Here is a 16,728-nt window from a genome sequence, read left to right as displayed (position 1 = left end):
AGATCACCCGTCCGTCTACGGACCGGCCTCATTCCACCACGTTCGGGTTGGTCGGCTTGTCCGACGCCCAGGTCTCCTCGTCCTCGACGAGGTAGTCCGGTCGCCTGCCGTCCTTCCCACGGTCCTTCTTGCGGCGCTGTGCCTCACTCATCGGGACGCCATGCGCCATAGCGCCCGTGCCACGGGCCTCGGCTTCGGCAGCCATCCGGTTCCGAGCCCCCAGTCCCGATCCGCCCTCCGTGAAGGCCTGCTTGCCACGTGCGCCGGCGCCGGGCGACGGCGTCTCACGGACAGCGCCCCCGGGCCGGGCCACAGAACCGCCCACCTGGTTGGTGCCCGATGCCCCACGGCCCCCGGCTCCAATGCCTGGATAGACCTCACCGCCACCCCCGGTACCGACGGCCCGGCCACTACGGGGACCCGTGCCCTCCACCGGTGTCGCGCTGCCGGGGAGTTCCTTGCCACCGAATCCGGTCTTGCCCTGCCCGAAGCCTGGCCCGACCGGGGTGCTCTGCATGGTCGGCCCCGAGGGATTGACCGTCGTCTGCCCACCCCCGCCAGCGATCGGTCCGCTCGTGGGACCTGTGGGCGAGGTCGTGGTGAGGCCGGACGTCTGGGTCCCGGAAGTGACGGGGCTCGGCACGCTTCCGCTCGGACGGGACACCGGAGTGCCCGAGACACCCGAATCAGAAACACGGCTCGTTGTGGTCGACGGCTTCGGCAGGGCCTGCGCCGTACCTCCCTTGATCCCGGCGTCGGTCGGGGCGGCCACACTCCTGGAGGTGGAACCAGTCACCGTCGACGTCTGCGCGGACCTTGGCCGCTGCGGCGCAGTGACAGCCGCCGACCTCGCCGACGTTCCACCGACACCGAACGATGTCCCCGAGAACACTGCGGCCGTTACGGCTGCCGCCGCGTTGCTCGGGTCATCCTGCGATCCCGGATCAGTGGGATTCTTCTCGATGCTCTTCTTCGAAGGCAACGGCGGAGCCTTCAACGCCGGCGTAGCGATGCGGTAGTGCATCGCCAGCGTCTGCATGATCGTCGCCGCTTCGGCCTTCTTCTGGTCAGCGACCGGGATGTGCTCGTCGTCGGTGCTGAAGACGTCGCCGACGGTGTCCTTGAGCTTGTCCCAGTTGCCGGGTTCCTCCGGCATGTCGCGCTTGGCCTTGGCCATGGCCTCGGACATGTTGTGGAGGGTGTTGGCCGCGTCGTTGGCGTAGGCGGCGGCCTCGTTGATGCTGGTGGCGAGGGTGAGCATGGAGGAGTGGAAGGAGTCGCTGGTCGTTCCTTCCCAGGAGGTGGCCGCCTCGGTGCTGACCTTGGTGAGGGTCTTGCGGATCTCCTTGAGGGTGGTCGCCGCCTTGCGCCAGGGATCGCCGGCGGCCATCACGGCACCGGGGTCCAGGGCCTGCGCCATCTTGCGGAGCTGGGCGTGGCTGTACTTGGTGAAGTCCGTGTAGACCACGGGTGGTTCCCCTCCGTTCGGGTCGCGGGCGGTGGCTAGCGGGTGGCGTTGCCGCGGACGGACGGGACCTGGTTCGCCTCGTAGGCGGCCTTGCTGGTGGCGGAGGGGTCGGCGACCGACCAGCCGTCGTCGGCGAGCTTGAGCTTCTTGGCCACGTGTTGGTCGTGTTCCTCGTAGTTGGTCGCGGTGAGTTCGGCGCTCTTCTGGGCCTCGTCAACGGCGCTCTGGAGCTGGTTGAGCACGACGCGCAGCGCGTCCCGCATGGTGCCGTAGCGGTCGTGGATCTCGGTGGCCTCCGCGAAGGTGCCGAAGGCGTCCTTGCCGATTCCGCTGAGCCCGTGGGTGCTGTCGCCGTTGGCGTCCTTCTCGAACGCCTTGAGCAGCAACCGCACTTGGCCCGCGAAGGTGCGGAGCTGCTCGATCTCGACGCGGTAGCCCTGTCCGTTCCCGCCGGTCGAGCCGGTCCCTGATCCCACTTCGGCGCCTCCCCCGTTGCGTCCGTCCCCTGCGGTCGGGGCCCGGGCCCCGGTGTGTCATGTCTAACACACCGGGTTCGAATTCCGCCCGGAGCGGGGTCAGTTCGAGGGCGTCCGGGCGCGTTGGGCCTCGGCCAGGGCGCGGCGGCAGAGGGAGTCGGCGTGCCGGGTGGTCTCGGGCAGCCGGTAGCGGCGGGCGAGGTCGAGGGTGGTGGTGACGGCGGTGTCGAGGCCGATGCGGTGGCCGACCGAGACGTAGACGGGTTTCACGCCGGGGCGGGTGCGGACGGCGCGGCCGACCTCCTCGCCGGTGGCGGGGTCGGTGAGCGGGGTCCAGGAGCCGCGTTCGGCGTCGGGTTCGCGGTGGTCGAAGGTGAAGGGGGTCTTGGCGACGCCGAGGGTGCGCAGCCCGGTGAGGACGCCGAGGTGGCTGGCGAGGCCGAGGCGTCGGGGGTGGGCGAGGCCGTAGCCGTCGCAGACGACGGTGTCGGGGGTGCGGGTGAGGGCGGCCAAGGCGTCGAGGACGGCGGGGAGTTCGCGGAAGGCGAGCAGTCCGGGGACGTAGGGGAAGGCGATCCGGCCGACGGCGGTGGCCTCTTCTACGACGTCCAGGGTGTCCCGGTCGAGCAGGACGGCCGCGGCGACGACGAGGTCGCGGTCGTCGTCGTACGCGACGTCGACCCCGGCGATGAGCCGGTCCTCGGATCCGTCGTCGTCGACGGCCCGGACGAGCGGCCGGAGCCGTTCCTGCTCGGCGAGCGCCTGGGCCTCGGTGGTCGGCCAGTCGGCGGGGATGGGCACGGTCGGTTCCCCCGGTCTGCGTGGTGTGGACGTGTTCCACCGTACCGAGGGGCTCGGACGACCCCGGGGTGAGCCCGTGCGCCCCCTGTGCCCCCGACCCCGCGGGTTAGCCTGGACTTACCGAACTCCCCTGCCGGGTAAGACCCTTGGACCGGCACCATTCCCGCCCGTTTCCCCCGACGTGCGAAGGACCCCCGCCATGCCGCGTCCGTCCGCTGCCCAGTTCTGCCTCGGCTCGTTCACCGTTGTCGCCACCACGGTGGCACTGCTGGCCGTCTCGGGCGCCTCGGGCGTCCTGGAGGTCGCGGTGCTGGTGGCCTTCGCGCTGGCGCTCGGCACCGTGGTGACGGTGCTCTCGCTGTCCGTCTCCGCCCGGGCCGCCCTCACCGAGGAGGCCGGGGCCTCCCCCGTCACGGCCGGACGCGAGTACGCCCGGCAGCGCTGATCCGCCGCCGGGCGCCGTCCGCCGCCGTGCTCAGACCTGGGTGGTGACCACCACGGTCTTCGCGGCCTTGTCGTGGATGCACTGCCGGAAGGGCTGGTCGAAGACGCCGAACATCCCGTCGATGAGCCACCACAGGGCAGCGCAGCAGACCACGGCCGGGAGGATGTAGACGGCGGCCCGGGTCCAGGCGGCGGCCTGGGTGGGCGGGTTCCCGTCGATCAGCATGGCGACGCGGACCTTCATCGCCTTCTTGCCGAGGGTCTGGCCGTCCCGGCTGAGCATCAGGCCCTCGTAGATGAGGTAGACGGCGCAGCCGAGCCAGAACGCGCTGGTGGAGCCTCCGCGCGTGCTGAGGTCGACGAAGGGCCCCACGATGACCACGCCGACGGCCTGCATGATGACGTAGTCGATGAGCCGGGCGACGATCCGCTTGGGCCAGGTGCCGATCGGCGGCATCCCGGGGACGGGTCCGGGGGTGCCGTACGTGCCGGGCCCGGTGCCGTAGCCGGACGGGGGCTGGTCGTACGGGGGCTGACCGTACGGGGGCTGGCCATGGTCGGACCCGCCGTAGGTGCCCTGGTAGGCGCCGGGGCCCTCGGTCGGGGTGCCGCGCGGGGCGTCGTTCGGGGCCTCGGACGGGGTCGGGCGCGGCGGTTCGCCTTCCGGCGTGCCGCCGCCGGGGTACGGGGGCTGCTTGTCGAAGGAGGGCTTACCGCCCCCCTCCGGCTGGGGGCCTGAGGGGTCGTGGGTGCTCATTCCCCGAGTAGAACATCGCACATTCTCGACATTTGGGACATTTTGTCCGTTTTGCTGCTCGGGGGACGGAAGGCCGACGCGATGACCCTCAGCGATGGCCCCGCGGCCTCAGCTGCGGACCACCCGGGTCCGGGCCGCCCGGTCCTGCCAGCCGCGCCGCGCCGGACGGTCGAACACCGGCCACACCAGACCGAGCGGCAGCACCAGCCCGAGCTGCCTGACGACCCATCGCAGCAGCGAGCGGCCGAGGCTCAGCCGGGTGCGGCCGGGCTCGGTGGCGTCCACCACCCGGATCCGGGCCAGCCTCTTGCCGAAGGTCTGGCCGGTCCGGGCGGTCGGCAGCACCTCGTAGAGCAGGCTGACGAACATCAGGATGCCGAGCAGCACGGCCAGCTTGCCCACCACCACGTCGTCCACCAGCCAGACCTGGACCTGGCGGCGGGTGAGGAAGCTGGCCATCTTGGCCTGGTCGAGCTTCTGCTGGAGGTGGTCGGCCACCGAGCGCCCGAGCGGGATCCCGGCGGCGACGGCGACCACCAGCAGCACCCCGGTGTCCACCGCCCTCGCCGCCAGCCGCCGCCCCAGCCCGGCGGGTACGGCGGGGGCGGGCCGACGACGGACGGCGGCCTCCCGGGCCGGCCGCACGGCGGGCAGCGCAGCGGCGGAATCGGGTGCGGAAGCGGAAGCGGGCGCCGAGGCGGGCCCGGACCGCACGGGAGCGGTCGCGGTCGCGGCCTTCGGCCCGACCCCCGACGCCCCACCCGCCGCCTCAACCGCCGACTCGACCCCCACCCCCGTCTCCGCCACCGTCTCCCCCTGCGCCTCGACCACCGGCACCGCCCCGGCGGCCGCGACCGGCGTCGGCGCCTCGCGCACCACCGTCGCCATGGCGGGTGCGACCGCGGCGGCCACCTCCACGGCAACCGGAGCGAGCTCAGCCTCCGCGTGCCCCTCCTCCGCCTCGGGCGCCCCCGGAAGCACCCCCCAGGAGACCCAGCGCGGCGCTCCGCCGGTCTCCATCAGGCCCCACTGCGCCTGCGGATCGGCCTGCCAGCCGGATGCCCCGGGCGCCTCCTGCGCGGCGGGCTCGACGGTCCGGAACACCGGCCCGCCGATCACCTCCGCCACCCGCGGCCCGACCACGAAGGACGCCCCGCCGGTGGTCTGGTCGAGGTAGACCGGCCCGGTGTCACCGGAAGTCGCGTACGAAGGCGAGGACGCGGGCGAGGGCGAGGGCGCGGGCAGGTCCGAGGGCAGCGGCGAGGGCGAGTGCGACCGCGCCTGCGGCACCGTCGGGGGCGGCACCGCCCGCGCCGCGGCCACGTCGGGGGCGGGCCGCCGGGCGGCGAACCGGGGCGGCTCCAGCACCTCGCCCTCGGCCGGCGAGGGGCGGGTGGTGCCCGGCACCCAGGCCGAGCCGCCCCAGTACCGGACGAAGCCGGGGATGGAGGGGTCGGGGTAGTAGCCCGGCCCGGGTGCGACGGCCGGGTCGCCGTCGGCGGCGAAGGGACGGTCCGCCATGGGGGTCTTCTCTCCTGCCAGGTCCCGACGAGGGCCGATGGGGGTCGGCACGGTCGGAACGGGTCGGAACAGGTCTCAACACGGGTCTCAGCGCATGCCACTGCGGCGCGCCCGCGCACGCCCTGGGGCGCTCGGCGCGCACGTGGAGGCGCCCACCGATGGGCGGACAGTCGCCGAGTCGTCACAAAGGGTAGTGCCTCGCCGGAGTGCCGACGGGAAGTTGGCGAATCCCCGGACAGCGGAGGGCCGCCCGAGGTAAAGAAACCGGCGCGCGACAGGTGCCCGCGCGCCGCAACCCAGGTCGTTCACCACCCCTGACGAAACTTCCCGGAGAAAACCCGGAAACGTGTGTAAGAGCCGGTGTGGACCGCCCTCTCAAAGGTCACAGGGCCCGGAACCGGGCACGAACCGAAGACAGAGAGGCAGACGATCATGGACCGCCCCGTCAGCGTCGTGGAGCACGAGCTGGAGCTCAACCTGGTGCTCTCCCCCGAGCGCAGCGTCCCCGTCCCGGCCCGGCTGACCTACGGCAGCCACGACCCGTACGCGGTGTACATCACCTTCCACCTGGACACCGGTTCCCCGGTCACCTGGGTGTTCGCCCGCGAGCTGCTGGTGGAGGGCACCTTCCGCCCGTGCGGCCAGGGCGACGTGCGGATCTGGCCGACCCGCTCGGGCCGGCGCAGCGTGCTCTGCCTGGCGCTCAGCTCGCCCGCCGGGGACGCGCTGCTGGAGGCGCCGCTGCCGGCCGTCGCGGCCTGGCTGGAGCGGGCGCACCGGCTGGTCCCGCCGGGCAGCGAGCTGGCCGCGCTGGACATGGACGGCTCGCTCGCCGAGCTGCTCGCGTAGGCGTGCGCCGCAGCGTGCACCGGCACGTCCACGACGCACACCGGCACGTCCAGGTGCGACGGGTACAGGAGAACGGGAGCGGCGCCCCCGCCGGCTCAGCGGGCCGCGGGGGCCTGCTGACGACCGCGGGTGGCGTCCGGGCCGCCGTCGCCGCTGCGCTGTCCGGGCAGCCGGACGAGCGGCGCGCCGGCGGACCGCCGCCGAGCCCTTATCCGGATCGCGGCGGCGAGCAGGAAGCAGAGTCCGACCCACGGATAGATCGAGGTGGGCACCTGGCGCAGCGGTGACATGTGGAGGACGGCCGGGCCGAGCGGCTTGGCGGCCCACATCGCGAAGGACACGAAGGCGAGCGCGGTGGCCCAGAACGCGGCCCGCCAGCGCAGCCTGCGCACCCCGGCCGGGCGGGCGCGCTCCACGGAGGCCTCGGCGGCGAGCAGGACGAGCATCGGCACGCACCAGATCCAGTGGTGGGTCCAGCTGATCGGCGAGATCAGCACGGCCGTGACGGCGGCACAGCAGACGCCCCAGGCCTCGGACCGGGGCAGCCAGCGGCCGCTGCGGGCGGCCCAGGCGGCGACGGCGAGGCCGGCCAGCGCGACCACGCCTGCGCCGAGGGTGGCCAGGATGCCGGGGTCGGCGGTGTGCAGCAGGCGGGCGAAGGCGCCGCGCATCGACTGGTTGTCGACGATCTCGGTCTTGCCGACCCGGGAGGAGTCGTAGAGGTACTTGGTCCAGAAGCCCCAGGTGGCGTCGGGCAGGAAGAGCGCGCCGATCAGGAAGGTGCCGAGGAAGGTGAGGCCGGCCGTGAAGGCGGCCCGGACCCGGCCGGTGATCAGCAGGTAGACGGCGAACAGGCCGGGGGTGAGCTTGATGCCGGCCGCGATGCCGATCGCCACGCCCTTGCTGCGGTGCCCGTCCGAACGGGTGAGGTCCCAGAGGATCAGACAGGCGAGCGCGAGGTTGATCTGGCCGTACCGGAGCGTGGTGAAGACGGGTTCGAGCCAGACGCCGATTCCGGTCACCAGGACCACGCCGATCGGCCGCAGCTCGCGGCGCGGCCAGCCGACCAGTTTGAAGGACAGGTGGGCCAGCAGGGCGAGCAGCCCGAGGTTGCCGAGAGTGATCGCGATCCGGAGGAAGGGGACCGGGAACCAGGTGGTCGGGACGAACAGCATCGCCGCGAACGGCGGGTACGTCGCGGGCAGGTTCCACTCGGTGACGCGCAGCGCGTACAGGTCGGTGCCGTTGGCGACGGCGGCGCCCTCGGCCCGGTAGACGATCATGTCCACCATCGAGGTGTGGACGAAGTGGCGGACCACTGTGTACACGACCAGCGACAGCAGGGCCACGGCCGAGGCGGCCAGCAGCGGGCGGCGGGGCGCCTCGCGCAGCGCGCGCACGGGGGCGTCGAGCGCGAGCCGCAGCCGGTTGGACAGGGGGGCGGGCGAGGGGTCGGGTACGGTCCGCACCGGGCTGCGCTCGTCTTGCACCGCTGTCACTGTCCACTCCGTCCACCGCTCGGCCAACCAGCGACGATACCGGATGGCGCCGAACCCGGCCTGGGCACGATCGACTACCCAGCGTCACAAACGCGGCCCGAGCTGCGGAACGGCCGACGGGTTGAGCAGCAGGACACCACCCGGCATCCCGCCCACTTCCGGCGCCCTCGCTTTCGGCACCCTCACTTCTGGAACGACGCGCCCCGCGACCGCCGCCGCCCGGACCGCGCGGGGAGCGCGTCGTCCTCCGCCCGGGTGCGCAACCGCAGCCGGGTCTCCGCGCCGCCGAGGACGGCGGTGCGGCCGAGCGCCAGGTCCCCGCCGGTGGACTCGGCGAGCTTGCGGACGATGTCCAGGCCGAGGCCGGTGGAGCCCTCGCCGCCGTGGCCCTCGCCGCGCCTGAGGGCGGCGGCCGGGTCGCTGTAGCCCGGCCCGGCGTCGCCGACCAGCACGATCACCGAGCAGTCGGTGGCCAGTACGTCCACCGAGAAGGCGGTGCCCACGGCGGTGTGCCGGAAGACGTTGCCGAGCAGCGCGTCGACGGCGGCGGCCAGGTCCGCGCGCTGGACGGGCACCGGCACGGCCCGCTCGGCGCCGGCCAGCTGCCAGCGGCGGCCCTCGTCCTCGGCCAGCGCGGACCAGAAGCCGACCCGCTCGCGGATCACCTCGGCGGCGTCGCAGCCGACCGCGACGGCGGGCGCGTCCTCGGGGGCGCGACGGGCGGAGCGGATGATCTGGTCGACCTCGCGCTCCAGTTGGGCCACCGCGTGCCGGGTGGCGTCGGCCGCGTCGCCGTCGCCGAGCGAGGCGGCGTTGAGTCGCAGCACGGTCAGCGGGGTGCGCAGCCGGTGCGACAGGTCGGCGGCCAGCTCGCGTTCGGCGGCGACGAGTTTGACCACCCGGTCGGCCATGGTGTTGAACGCCTGGGCGGCCTCGCGCAGTTCCTCGGGGCTGCCGTCGACTTGCTTGCCCGTCACCGGGAGCCGGACCGCAAGGTTCCCGGCGCCGAGCGAGCGGGCGGCGGCGGCGAGCCGACGGGCGGAGGCGACGATCCGGCCGCCCATCCGGTCGGCAACCAGCACCGAGATGGCGACCAGGCCGAGCGCGACCGCGGAGAGCACCAGCCAGGCGGTGGGGACGCCCCGGGTGAGGTCGCTCTCGGCCACGAACACCTCGACCACGGCGGTCCGTCCGGTGTCCACCGCGACCGGCTGGAGCAGGGCGTACCCGCCGGGCACCGCGACGGTGAAGGAGCGGCCCTGCCCGCCGGCGGTGGCCACGTCGCCGGGGGCCGCGCGCCCCTCGCCGATGGTGGGGCCGTCCGGTCCGCCGCCGGTCGGCGCCCCGGTGGGGGCCGGCAGGTGCACCGCCATCCGCCCCTGCGCGCCCGCGTCGGTGCTGGCCAGCGCCCGGTCGACGGCGTCCTGGTCGATGGTGATGGCGAGCGCCGGACCGAGCGCGGCGGCCTGCCGCTCGGCGGCGGTGAAGGCCCGGTCCCGGGCGGTCTGCTGGACCATCAGGCCGAGCGGGATGAGGAAGGCCAGCGCGACCATGGTGGTCCCGGCGACCGCGGCCTTGATCAGGGCCCAGCGCAGCGAGTGCGCGAACCGCTTCACGTCCGGTGCCCCCCGGGGTCCCCGACGGCTTCCAGCCGGACCCCGACGCCCCGGACGGTGTGCAGGTAGCGGGGGTTGGCGGCGGTCTCGCCGAGCTTGCGGCGCAGCCAGGAGAGGTGGACGTCGATGGTCTGGTCGCCGCCGTAGGTCTGCTGCCAGACCTCGGCGAGGATCTCCTTGCGGGGCACCACCACCCCGGGCCGGGCGGCCAGGAAGGCCAGCAGGTCGAACTCGCGCCGGGTCAGGTCGAGCGCCCGCCCGTCCAGGACGGCCTCGCGCCGCTGCAGGTCGATGGCGAGTCCGCCGACCCGCAGCACCCGGGCGACGGGCGCGGCGCCGCTGCCGAGTCGGCGCAGTACGGCGGCCGTCCGGGCACTCAGGTGCTCTCCGGAGAAAGGTTTCACCAGGTAGTCGTCGGCCCCGTCGTTGAGCAGCCGGACGATCTCGGCCTCGTCGTCCCGGGCGGTGGAGATGATCACCGGGACGTCGGTCAGCCCCCGGATCATCTTGAGCGCCTCGCCGCCGTCCAGATCGGGCAGTCCCAGGTCCAGGATCACCAGGTCGCAGCCGACCTGGGCGACCTCCCGCAGCGCCTCCAGGGCCGTACCCACACTGCGCACCGCGTGACCGGTGTCGGTCAGGTGGCGGATCAGGGCGGAGCGTACGAAGGGGTCGTCCTCGACCACGAGCACTGTTGCCATGGGCCTGCACGGTACGCCATCGACGGGCAGTGGTCTGTACCGCGGGGGTGCCCCCGAGCCCGGTCCGGACATTGTGCAACTGCCCTGCGGAATACCGGGGGTGCCGCTCTCGGCTGCCCGGAAATACGGCAGGATGTGCGGACGATGCGGAACGGACTGGTACAGCTCGGCGCCTGGGCGGCGGCCACCGGGGCGGCGGTGGCGCTGTCCTGGCTCGGCGTGCACGCGGTGCTCACCGGCGCCGCGTTCGAGCGGCCCGCGGCGCTGCCGCTGCCGTCCCCGAAGGCCGACGGCACGCCGTACACCGCGACCGTCACCCCCGACCAGCCGCGCCCGGCCGCCCAGGACGAGACCCCGTCGGCCTCCCCGACGGCCACCGCCACCCGCCCGGCGGCCGTCACCGCGGCCACCCCGCCGCCCACCCGGCCTCCCACGGCGACCGCGACCGCGACGTCCACGGTGAAGAGCTACCCGATCCCCGGCGGCCGGGTGGCCCTGGACATCCGCGCCGACAAGGCCTCGTTGGTCTCCGCCACCCCGGACCCGGGCTGGCAGATGCAGGTGTGGAACGGCGACCAGTGGATGCGGGTGGACTTCACCAAGGGCGACCAGGCCAACTCGGTGTTCGTCCACTGGAACGGCCACCCGCCGGTCGTCGAGACGGCCATCCGCTGAGCCGACGTCACCGGCCTCACCGGCTCTCGAAGGGCACGTACCCCGGCAGGTACGGCCCCGCGTACCCGGCCCGGTCGACCAGGGTGTGCCTGGTGCCGCCCGGCACCCCGATGGTGGCCAGCACGACCGAGCCGAACCGGTCCCGCACCTCGTGCGGCTCGGCCAGCGACAGCGCGCCCCGGTCCACCGCGTAGTCGTACGCGTAGTAGACGTCCGGCACGCTCACCGCGAGGTCCAGCACCCCGTCCCCGTGCCGGGCCAGGTGTGCCGCCAGCTCCCGGCCGCGCGGGCCGGTCACCCGCACCGGCGAGGTGAGTACGATCCGCGTCCCCGGCGCGGCGAGCACGTACGAGACCGTCTCCGGCTCGCCGGTCTCCGGCCCGGCGTACGCGGTGCAGCGCAGCCCGAGCGCGGCGCAGTAGCGGCGGGCCGCCCGCTGCGCGTCGGCGACCGCGAAGACCACCGCGTCGGCGCGGCCCATCGACAGTGGATCCGGCTCCCCCGTCCCCTCGGCCGGGCCTGCGGCGAGCAGGACGGGTTCGGCGGCGGTGTCGGTCATGACGGCCCTCCCGGTAGGCGTACGGACCGCCCCGCGTCCGGGGTGGGGCCCGAGGCACGGGGTCGTGGCTGGAGGGTGGCGCCGAGCCGACCGGCGCGCAACTGTTCCGTTTCCTTCTGGTCAAGCTGTGCCCCGGGGCGGGAGAATCGGCGGCGCCGCTGTACAGAATGCCCACCGGAGGACGGTGCCGCGATGCCCCCCGCCCACTCCCCAAGCTCCCCCGGCTCGCCCGACTCCCCCACCCCGCAGGGTGTTTCGGCTCCCCCGTCGGGCGGCGGGAACGACGCCATCGACGCCCTGGACGGCCGGCTGATCCGGCTGCTGGCGGAGGAGCCGCGGATCGGCGTGCTGGAGTGCTCGCGCCGGCTGCAGGTCGCCCGGGGCACCGTGCAGGCCCGGCTGGACCGGCTGCAGGCCAAGGGCGTGATCAACGGGTTCGGCCCGGAGGTGGACCCGGCGGCGATCGGCTACCCGGTGACGGCCTTCGCGACCCTGGAGATCTCCCAGGGCCAGGGCGCGGACGTGCGGGCGCACCTGGCGGGTGTGCCCGAGGTGCTGGAGCTGCACACCATCACCGGCATCGGGGACATGCTGGTGCGGATCGTGGCCCGCTCCAACGCCGATCTGCAGCGGGTGATCGACCGGGTGGTGGGCTTCGACGGGATCGTCCGCTCCTCCACCGCGATCGTGCTGGAGAACCCGGTGCCGTACCGGATCCTGCCGCTGGTGGACCAGGCAGCCGCCGAGTAGGCGGCCCGAGCCGCCACGGGGACCGGTCAGCAGCTGGGGACGGCGCCGCCGCTCCTGAGCGCCTCCAGCGCCGAGACCGACTCGGCGAGCGTGCCGACCGGCACCAGCCGCAGCGTCTTGGGCGTGTGCACCTTGGCGTCCGCGCACTCGTCCCGGGGCAGCAGGAACACCGTCGCGCCGTCCCGGGCGGCCGCCTGGGTCTTCAGCGGCACGCCGCCGACCGGGCCGACGGTGCCGTCCTTCTCGATGGTGCCGGTGCCCGCGATCTTGAGCCCGCCGGTCAGGTCGCCGCCCTTGCCGTCGCCGGCCAGCTTGTCGACGATGCCCAGCGCCAGCATCTGGCCGGCGCTCGGGCCGCCCACGTCGCCCAGGTCGACCTTGACCTTCACCTGGTCCGGCGAGAGGTGGAGGTAGTCGAGCGCGGCCGCGGTGGCGCTGTCCTGCGACTCGACCATCTGCTGGGCCGTCACCTCCTCGGCCTTGGTCGGGTTGCTCTGCGGGTACACCGTCTCGGTCGGGCGGACCGCCTCGTCGGGGTTGAACCAGGCCTGCAGCGCGCGCCAGAACCTGGTCTTCTGCCCCGGATTGGTGGCCGAGATGGTGACCATCCGCAGCTCGCCCTCAGTGGTGCGCAGCGGCGCCCCGGTGATGGTGAGCACCGGGCGGTCCCGGTAGGCGCCCAGGGTGTCCGCGGTCAGGCCCGGCCAGGTGAGGGTGTACGGCAGCGGGACGAAGGCGGCGACGCCGAACAGGGCGGCGACCAGCACCCCGCAGAGCGCGAGCACGCGGGTCCGCGGGGCGGAGAGGGCCTTGGGCAGCTTGGTGTCGGGCACAAGGGAAATCCAAACACACCCGGCGCCGAAGGGCGCTACCTCAGGGCGTCGGCCACCTCGGTGGCCGCCTCCACCACCCGGGGCCCGACCCGCTCGGGCACCAGCCCGTTCAGCATCACCACGCCGACGCTGCCCTCGATGCCGCTCAGCCCCAGCAGCGCGGCGGCGGCCCCGCTGGCGCCGGACTGTTCCTCCGCACGGGTGATGACGAACCCCTGATCGGGCCGGCGCTGGCTGGGGAAGCCGCGGGCCTCCAGGATCGCCCGGCCGGCCGCGCTCTCGGTGAGCGGGTGGCGCAGCCCGGTCCGGTAGGCGACGTGGAAGTCGGTCCAGCTCGGCTCGACCACGGCGACGGCCAGCGCCTCGTTGCCGTCCACCAGGGTCAGGTGGGCGGTGGCGCCGAGGTCCTCGGCGAGGCTGCGCAGGGCCGGCAGCGCAGCCTCCCGCAGCAGCGGGTGCACCCGGTGCGCCAGCCGCAGCACGCCCAGGCCCACCCGGGCGCGGCCGCCGATGTCGCGGCGGACCAGGCCGTGCTGTTCCAGGGTGGCGAGCAGCCGGTAGACCACGGTGCGGTTGACGGCCAGCCGGGCGGCCAGCTCGGTGACGGTGAGCCCGCGCTCGGAGTCGGCGAGGAGCTTGAGGACGCGGACGCCGCGGTCCAGCGTCTGGGAGGTCTCGGCAGTCACGACGGACAATCCTTTCCGCGGCGCTCGCGGGGCGGGCGGCGCCGGTCCAAAGGTCGGTGTCGCGCGCAGGTGGGGGTGGCCGCGCTCGGGCCGCGCGGGCGTCGTCCTTGACGGCCGCGCGGTCCTGCGGAGCCCGTCCCGCGGGGGGTTGCCCGGCGGAAGAGCGTGGGGGAAAGGTAGTGAAGGAAATGTCGCGGCGGAAGTGGTTGTCCAAAATTCGGGCGTGATCGTCACCAACACCGTCGGGAATTCCGGACAAACACCCTTGAATCAACCGGCGCGACAGGGCGCGCGTCCGCCCCCGGTCCGATGTCCGGACACACCGGGGCAGACGGGCCCGTCCAGGACACGCCCGTCCGCACCCGCCGGACCGTTACTTCGCCCACTCCCGGATGCGGGCGATCCGCGCCTTCAGCTGGTTGGCGGTGGCCTGCGCGGTGAGCGGCCCGCCGCACTGGCGGCGCAGCTCGTTGTGGATGGTGCCGTGCGGCTGGCTGGTGCGGTGGTGCCAGGCGGCCACCAGCGCGTTCAGCTCCTTGCGCAGCTCGCGCAGCTCCTGGTGGGTGACGACCGGCCGCTGCTCGGCCGGCAGCTCCAGCAGGTCGGCCTCCTCGGCGGGCTTGGTCTTGCTGCGCTGGATCTGGCGGTGCTGGCGCTTCTGCAGCAGCATCTGCACCTGGTCCGGCTCCAGCAGGCCCGGGATGCCGAGGTAGTCGTCCTCCTCCTCGCTGCCCGGGTGGGCCTGCATGCCGAATTCCATGGCGTTGTACAGCACCCGGTCGAAGACCGCGTCGGAGCCGAGCGCCTCGTAGGAGAACTCCTCGCCGCCCGCGCCGTCCGGCCCGTCGTTGGCCCGCTCGGCCTCTGCGAGCAGCCGGTCCTCCTCGTCGAAGAGGCCGTCGCCCTCCTTCTTGGGCCGGTCCAGCACGTGGTCGCGCTGGAGCTCCATCTCGTTGGCGAAGCCCAGCAGCATCGGGATGGTCGGCAGGAACACCGAGGCCGTCTCGCCGCGCTTGCGGGCGCGCACGAAGCGGCCGACGGCCTGGGCGAAGAACAGCGGGGTGGAGATCGAGGTCGCGTACACCCCGACGCACAGCCGGGGGACGTCGACGCCCTCGGACACCATGCGGACCGCGACCATCCAGCGCGAGGTCCCGGCCGAGTAGTCGGAGATCCGCTTCGAGGCCTCGGTCTCGTCGGAGAGCACCAGGGTGACCTTCTCGCCGCTGATCTCGCGCAGCATCTTGGCGTAGGCCCGGGCCACCGTCTGGTCGGTGGCGATCACCAGCCCGCCGGCGTCCGGGATCGCCTTGCGGACCTCGGTCAGCCGGCGGTCGGCGGCCTGCAGCACGGCCGGGATCCACTCGCCCTGCGGGGACAGCGCGGTGCGCCAGGCCTGGGCGATCAGGTCCTTGGTCATCGGCTCGCCGAGCCGGGCCTCCAGCTCGTCGCCGGACTTGGTGCGCCAGCGCATGTTGCCGCTGTAGCTGAGGAAGATCACCGGGCGGACGACGTGGTCGGCGAGCGCGTGCCCGTAGCCGTAGGTGTAGTCGGCGACGGACTTGCGGATGCCGTCGCCGCCCGCCTCGTACGAGACGAACGGGATCGGGTTGGTGTCCGAGCGGAACGGCGTCCCGGTCAGCGCCAGCCGGCGGGTGGCCGGCTCGAAGGCCTCGAAGCAGGCCTCGCCCCAGGACTTGGAGTCACCGGCGTGGTGGATCTCGTCCATGATCACGAGGGTCTTGCGGGCCTCGGTCCGGTTGCGGTGCAGCATCGGGTTGACCCCGACGCCCGCGTAGGTGACCACGATGCCGTGGTAATCCCGGGACAGCGGCCCGGAGGAGTACGCCGGGTCCAGCTTGATGCCTATCCGTGCGGCGGCCTCGGCCCACTGCTTCTTCAGGTGCTCGGTCGGCGCGACGACCGTCACCTGCTGCACCAGGTGGTTGTGCAGCAGGTACGAGGCCAGGGTGAGCGCGAAGGTGGTCTTGCCTGCGCCGGGGGTGGCGACCGCGAGGAAGTCGCGCGGCTGGGTCTCGATGTACTTGTCCAGCGCACCCTGCTGCCAGGCCCGCAGCCTGCCGGCGGTGCCCCAGGGGGCGCGGCCGGGGAAGGCCGGGGAGAGGTGGTGCGAGGCGGCGGGCGCGGCATGGCCGACGGCCCGGACGGGCGCCTGCGTCTCCGATACGTCGGAGAACAGCGGCATCGAGGAGGCGGCGGCAGTACTCACGGTCTCCGAGGGGGATCATCGCAGGTCAGGGGCGGTTTTGCGGCCCCGTCCCGCGGTCGGGCGGCGATCGGACAACCCGCCCAGCCTACCGGCCCCGCCGCCGTTCGGCCGCTTCGACCCGGGCCCGCGGGCGGGCGGGACGGCCGGAATTCGATGTGATGCGGGCCACATTGGAAACTCTGTCGAAAGCGCGTAACCGGAGGCCGTCCCACCACTCTCACTGGTGTAAGACCGCCCCACCCCCCACAGCCCGAAGGGACCCCGCCATGCAGCACAACGGCGTCGAAGAGACCGTCCAGGCCCGCCTGATCCTCTCCCCGCACCGCTCCGCCCGGCTTCGCGTGGTGCTGTCCTACCTGCCGGAGGACCCGTTCGCGGTCCGGATGGCCTTCCCCGCCGAGTTCTCGTTGGACGACCTTCCGGACGGCGAGGGCACCGAGGACATCGTCTGGGTCTTCGCCCGCCAGCTGCTCTCGGCCGGCCTGGAGCTGCCGGCCGGCGTCGGCGACGTCCACGTCCGGCCCGCGCCCGGCCGGCGCGCCATGGTCGAGCTGCGGGCCCCGGAGGGCACCGCACTGCTCCAGTTCGACACCACCGACCTGCGGCGCTTCCTGTGGCGCAGCCGGCTGCTCGTCCCCGAGGGCGAGGAGCACCTGCACCTGGACGCCGACCGCGCGCTCGCCCAGCTGCTCGGCTGAGCGCCGGGCGTCGTCCGGGAGCGCCCCCGCGCTTCCGGCCGTCGGTGCCGGTCACCGGCCGGCCGACAGCCGGTCACCGGGTGTCCGCTGCCGTCCGGGTTCGGGGCCCGGGAAGGCCGGCGGTCACCCGCCGCCCACTCGGCTGTGACTCGCCCGCTCGCCTCC

At 73.7% G+C, this 16,728-nt stretch carries 17 protein-coding genes; 5 read left to right on the top strand and 12 right to left on the bottom strand.

The window, feature by feature from the left end; genetic code table 11:
• Window positions 1-28 precede the first annotated feature (28 nt).
• From ACIRYZ_RS31710 to ACIRYZ_RS31700, 3 genes are all read right to left on the bottom strand, one after another.
• On the bottom strand, window positions 29-1,468 hold the full coding sequence (locus tag ACIRYZ_RS31710) for a hypothetical protein (protein WP_402950895.1): 1,440 nt from the start codon (window positions 1,466-1,468) through the stop codon (window positions 29-31).
• A gap of 35 nt (window positions 1,469-1,503) precedes the next feature.
• Window positions 1,504-1,944 (bottom strand): hypothetical protein, encoded by a 441-nt coding sequence (locus ACIRYZ_RS31705; RefSeq protein WP_402950892.1) that lies wholly within the window; start codon window positions 1,942-1,944, stop codon window positions 1,504-1,506.
• Window positions 1,945-2,043: 99 nt separating this feature from the next.
• Window positions 2,044-2,745 carry an endonuclease V gene (locus ACIRYZ_RS31700; RefSeq protein WP_393030020.1) on the bottom strand — a complete coding sequence of 234 codons (702 nt, stop codon included), beginning with the start codon at window positions 2,743-2,745 and terminating at the stop codon, window positions 2,044-2,046.
• 199 nt (window positions 2,746-2,944) lie between these two features.
• Between ACIRYZ_RS31700 and ACIRYZ_RS31695 the strand changes: the two genes are divergently transcribed.
• Window positions 2,945-3,190: a hypothetical protein gene (locus ACIRYZ_RS31695; protein ID WP_402950889.1), complete on the top strand. Its 246-nt coding sequence runs from the start codon at window positions 2,945-2,947 to the stop codon at window positions 3,188-3,190.
• Between the two features lie 30 nt (window positions 3,191-3,220).
• Here ACIRYZ_RS31695 and ACIRYZ_RS31690 read toward each other — a convergent pair whose 3' ends face one another.
• Both ACIRYZ_RS31690 and ACIRYZ_RS31685 read right to left on the bottom strand, forming a co-directional pair.
• On the bottom strand, window positions 3,221-3,946 hold the full coding sequence (locus ACIRYZ_RS31690; protein ID WP_402950886.1) for an RDD family protein: 726 nt from the start codon (window positions 3,944-3,946) through the stop codon (window positions 3,221-3,223).
• Between the two features lie 108 nt (window positions 3,947-4,054).
• Window positions 4,055-5,467, bottom strand: a complete 1,413-nt coding sequence (locus ACIRYZ_RS31685; RefSeq protein WP_402950884.1) for an RDD family protein — start codon at window positions 5,465-5,467, stop codon at window positions 4,055-4,057.
• 432 nt (window positions 5,468-5,899) lie between these two features.
• On the opposite strand from ACIRYZ_RS31685, the gene ACIRYZ_RS31680 reads away from it, so the two are divergent.
• Entirely contained in the window at window positions 5,900-6,316 is a 417-nt protein-coding gene (locus tag ACIRYZ_RS31680; protein ID WP_402950881.1) for an SsgA family sporulation/cell division regulator, read from the top strand.
• A 95-nt stretch (window positions 6,317-6,411) separates the two neighbouring features.
• Here the strand turns inward: ACIRYZ_RS31680 and ACIRYZ_RS31675 are convergent, their stop codons facing one another.
• The 3 genes from ACIRYZ_RS31675 to ACIRYZ_RS31665 all read right to left on the bottom strand — a co-directional run bounded on the left by ACIRYZ_RS31675 (window position 6,412) and on the right by ACIRYZ_RS31665 (window position 10,132).
• Window positions 6,412-7,815: a glycosyltransferase 87 family protein gene (locus ACIRYZ_RS31675; protein WP_402950878.1), complete on the bottom strand. Its 1,404-nt coding sequence runs from the start codon at window positions 7,813-7,815 to the stop codon at window positions 6,412-6,414.
• Between the two features lie 182 nt (window positions 7,816-7,997).
• The gene (locus ACIRYZ_RS31670) at window positions 7,998-9,410 is read right to left on the bottom strand and encodes a sensor histidine kinase (protein ID WP_402950968.1); all 1,413 of its coding nucleotides are present in this window, start codon (window positions 9,408-9,410) and stop codon (window positions 7,998-8,000) included.
• A 17-nt stretch (window positions 9,411-9,427) separates the two neighbouring features.
• Complete coding sequence (locus ACIRYZ_RS31665) at window positions 9,428-10,132, bottom strand: response regulator transcription factor (protein WP_402950876.1); 705 nt, start codon at window positions 10,130-10,132, stop codon at window positions 9,428-9,430.
• 144 nt (window positions 10,133-10,276) lie between these two features.
• Between ACIRYZ_RS31665 and ACIRYZ_RS31660 the strand changes: the two genes are divergently transcribed.
• Window positions 10,277-10,807, top strand: a complete 531-nt coding sequence (locus ACIRYZ_RS31660; protein WP_402950873.1) for a hypothetical protein — start codon at window positions 10,277-10,279, stop codon at window positions 10,805-10,807.
• A gap of 16 nt (window positions 10,808-10,823) precedes the next feature.
• Here the strand turns inward: ACIRYZ_RS31660 and ACIRYZ_RS31655 are convergent, their stop codons facing one another.
• Window positions 10,824-11,366 carry a VOC family protein gene (locus ACIRYZ_RS31655; protein ID WP_402950870.1) on the bottom strand — a complete coding sequence of 181 codons (543 nt, stop codon included), beginning with the start codon at window positions 11,364-11,366 and terminating at the stop codon, window positions 10,824-10,826.
• 192 nt (window positions 11,367-11,558) lie between these two features.
• Between ACIRYZ_RS31655 and ACIRYZ_RS31650 the strand changes: the two genes are divergently transcribed.
• Window positions 11,559-12,116 carry an Lrp/AsnC family transcriptional regulator gene (locus tag ACIRYZ_RS31650; RefSeq protein WP_402950868.1) on the top strand — a complete coding sequence of 186 codons (558 nt, stop codon included), beginning with the start codon at window positions 11,559-11,561 and terminating at the stop codon, window positions 12,114-12,116.
• Between the two features lie 26 nt (window positions 12,117-12,142).
• On the opposite strand, the gene ACIRYZ_RS31645 is transcribed toward ACIRYZ_RS31650, so the two are convergent.
• The 3 genes from ACIRYZ_RS31645 to ACIRYZ_RS31635 all read right to left on the bottom strand — a co-directional run bounded on the left by ACIRYZ_RS31645 (window position 12,143) and on the right by ACIRYZ_RS31635 (window position 15,841).
• The gene (locus tag ACIRYZ_RS31645) at window positions 12,143-12,949 is read right to left on the bottom strand and encodes a S16 family serine protease (protein ID WP_402950866.1); all 807 of its coding nucleotides are present in this window, start codon (window positions 12,947-12,949) and stop codon (window positions 12,143-12,145) included.
• A 35-nt stretch (window positions 12,950-12,984) separates the two neighbouring features.
• Entirely contained in the window at window positions 12,985-13,635 is a 651-nt protein-coding gene (locus ACIRYZ_RS31640; protein ID WP_402950863.1) for an IclR family transcriptional regulator, read from the bottom strand.
• 373 nt (window positions 13,636-14,008) lie between these two features.
• Complete coding sequence (locus ACIRYZ_RS31635; RefSeq protein WP_402950965.1) at window positions 14,009-15,841, bottom strand: DEAD/DEAH box helicase; 1,833 nt, start codon at window positions 15,839-15,841, stop codon at window positions 14,009-14,011.
• Window positions 15,842-16,131: 290 nt separating this feature from the next.
• Between ACIRYZ_RS31635 and ACIRYZ_RS31630 the strand changes: the two genes are divergently transcribed.
• On the top strand, window positions 16,132-16,563 hold the full coding sequence (locus tag ACIRYZ_RS31630; RefSeq protein WP_402950860.1) for an SsgA family sporulation/cell division regulator: 432 nt from the start codon (window positions 16,132-16,134) through the stop codon (window positions 16,561-16,563).
• Window positions 16,564-16,728 lie beyond the last annotated feature (165 nt).

Source organism: Kitasatospora sp. NPDC101155 (genome assembly GCF_044768305.1).
Taxonomy (GTDB): Bacteria; Actinomycetota; Actinomycetes; order Streptomycetales; family Streptomycetaceae; genus Kitasatospora.
Note: the sequence above shows the minus strand (reverse complement) of the source record. Positions and strands in the feature narration are given on the sequence as shown.

Excerpts from the sequence above, each read along its gene's own strand:
- ACIRYZ_RS31695 (WP_402950889.1), top strand. The coding sequence starts at position 2,945 with ATGCCGCGTCCGTCCGCTGCCCAGTTCTGCCTCGGCTCGTTCACCGTT.
- ACIRYZ_RS31690 (WP_402950886.1), bottom strand. The coding sequence starts at position 3,946 with ATGAGCACCCACGACCCCTCAGGCCCCCAGCCGGAGGGGGGCGGTAAG.
- ACIRYZ_RS31685 (WP_402950884.1), bottom strand. The coding sequence starts at position 5,467 with ATGGCGGACCGTCCCTTCGCCGCCGACGGCGACCCGGCCGTCGCACCC.
- ACIRYZ_RS31680 (WP_402950881.1), top strand. The coding sequence starts at position 5,900 with ATGGACCGCCCCGTCAGCGTCGTGGAGCACGAGCTGGAGCTCAACCTG.
- ACIRYZ_RS31665 (WP_402950876.1), bottom strand. The coding sequence starts at position 10,132 with ATGGCAACAGTGCTCGTGGTCGAGGACGACCCCTTCGTACGCTCCGCC.
- ACIRYZ_RS31660 (WP_402950873.1), top strand. The coding sequence starts at position 10,277 with ATGCGGAACGGACTGGTACAGCTCGGCGCCTGGGCGGCGGCCACCGGG.
- ACIRYZ_RS31655 (WP_402950870.1), bottom strand. The coding sequence starts at position 11,366 with ATGACCGACACCGCCGCCGAACCCGTCCTGCTCGCCGCAGGCCCGGCC.
- ACIRYZ_RS31650 (WP_402950868.1), top strand. The coding sequence starts at position 11,559 with ATGCCCCCCGCCCACTCCCCAAGCTCCCCCGGCTCGCCCGACTCCCCC.
- ACIRYZ_RS31635 (WP_402950965.1), bottom strand. The coding sequence starts at position 15,841 with ATGCCGCTGTTCTCCGACGTATCGGAGACGCAGGCGCCCGTCCGGGCC.
- ACIRYZ_RS31630 (WP_402950860.1), top strand. The coding sequence starts at position 16,132 with ATGCAGCACAACGGCGTCGAAGAGACCGTCCAGGCCCGCCTGATCCTC.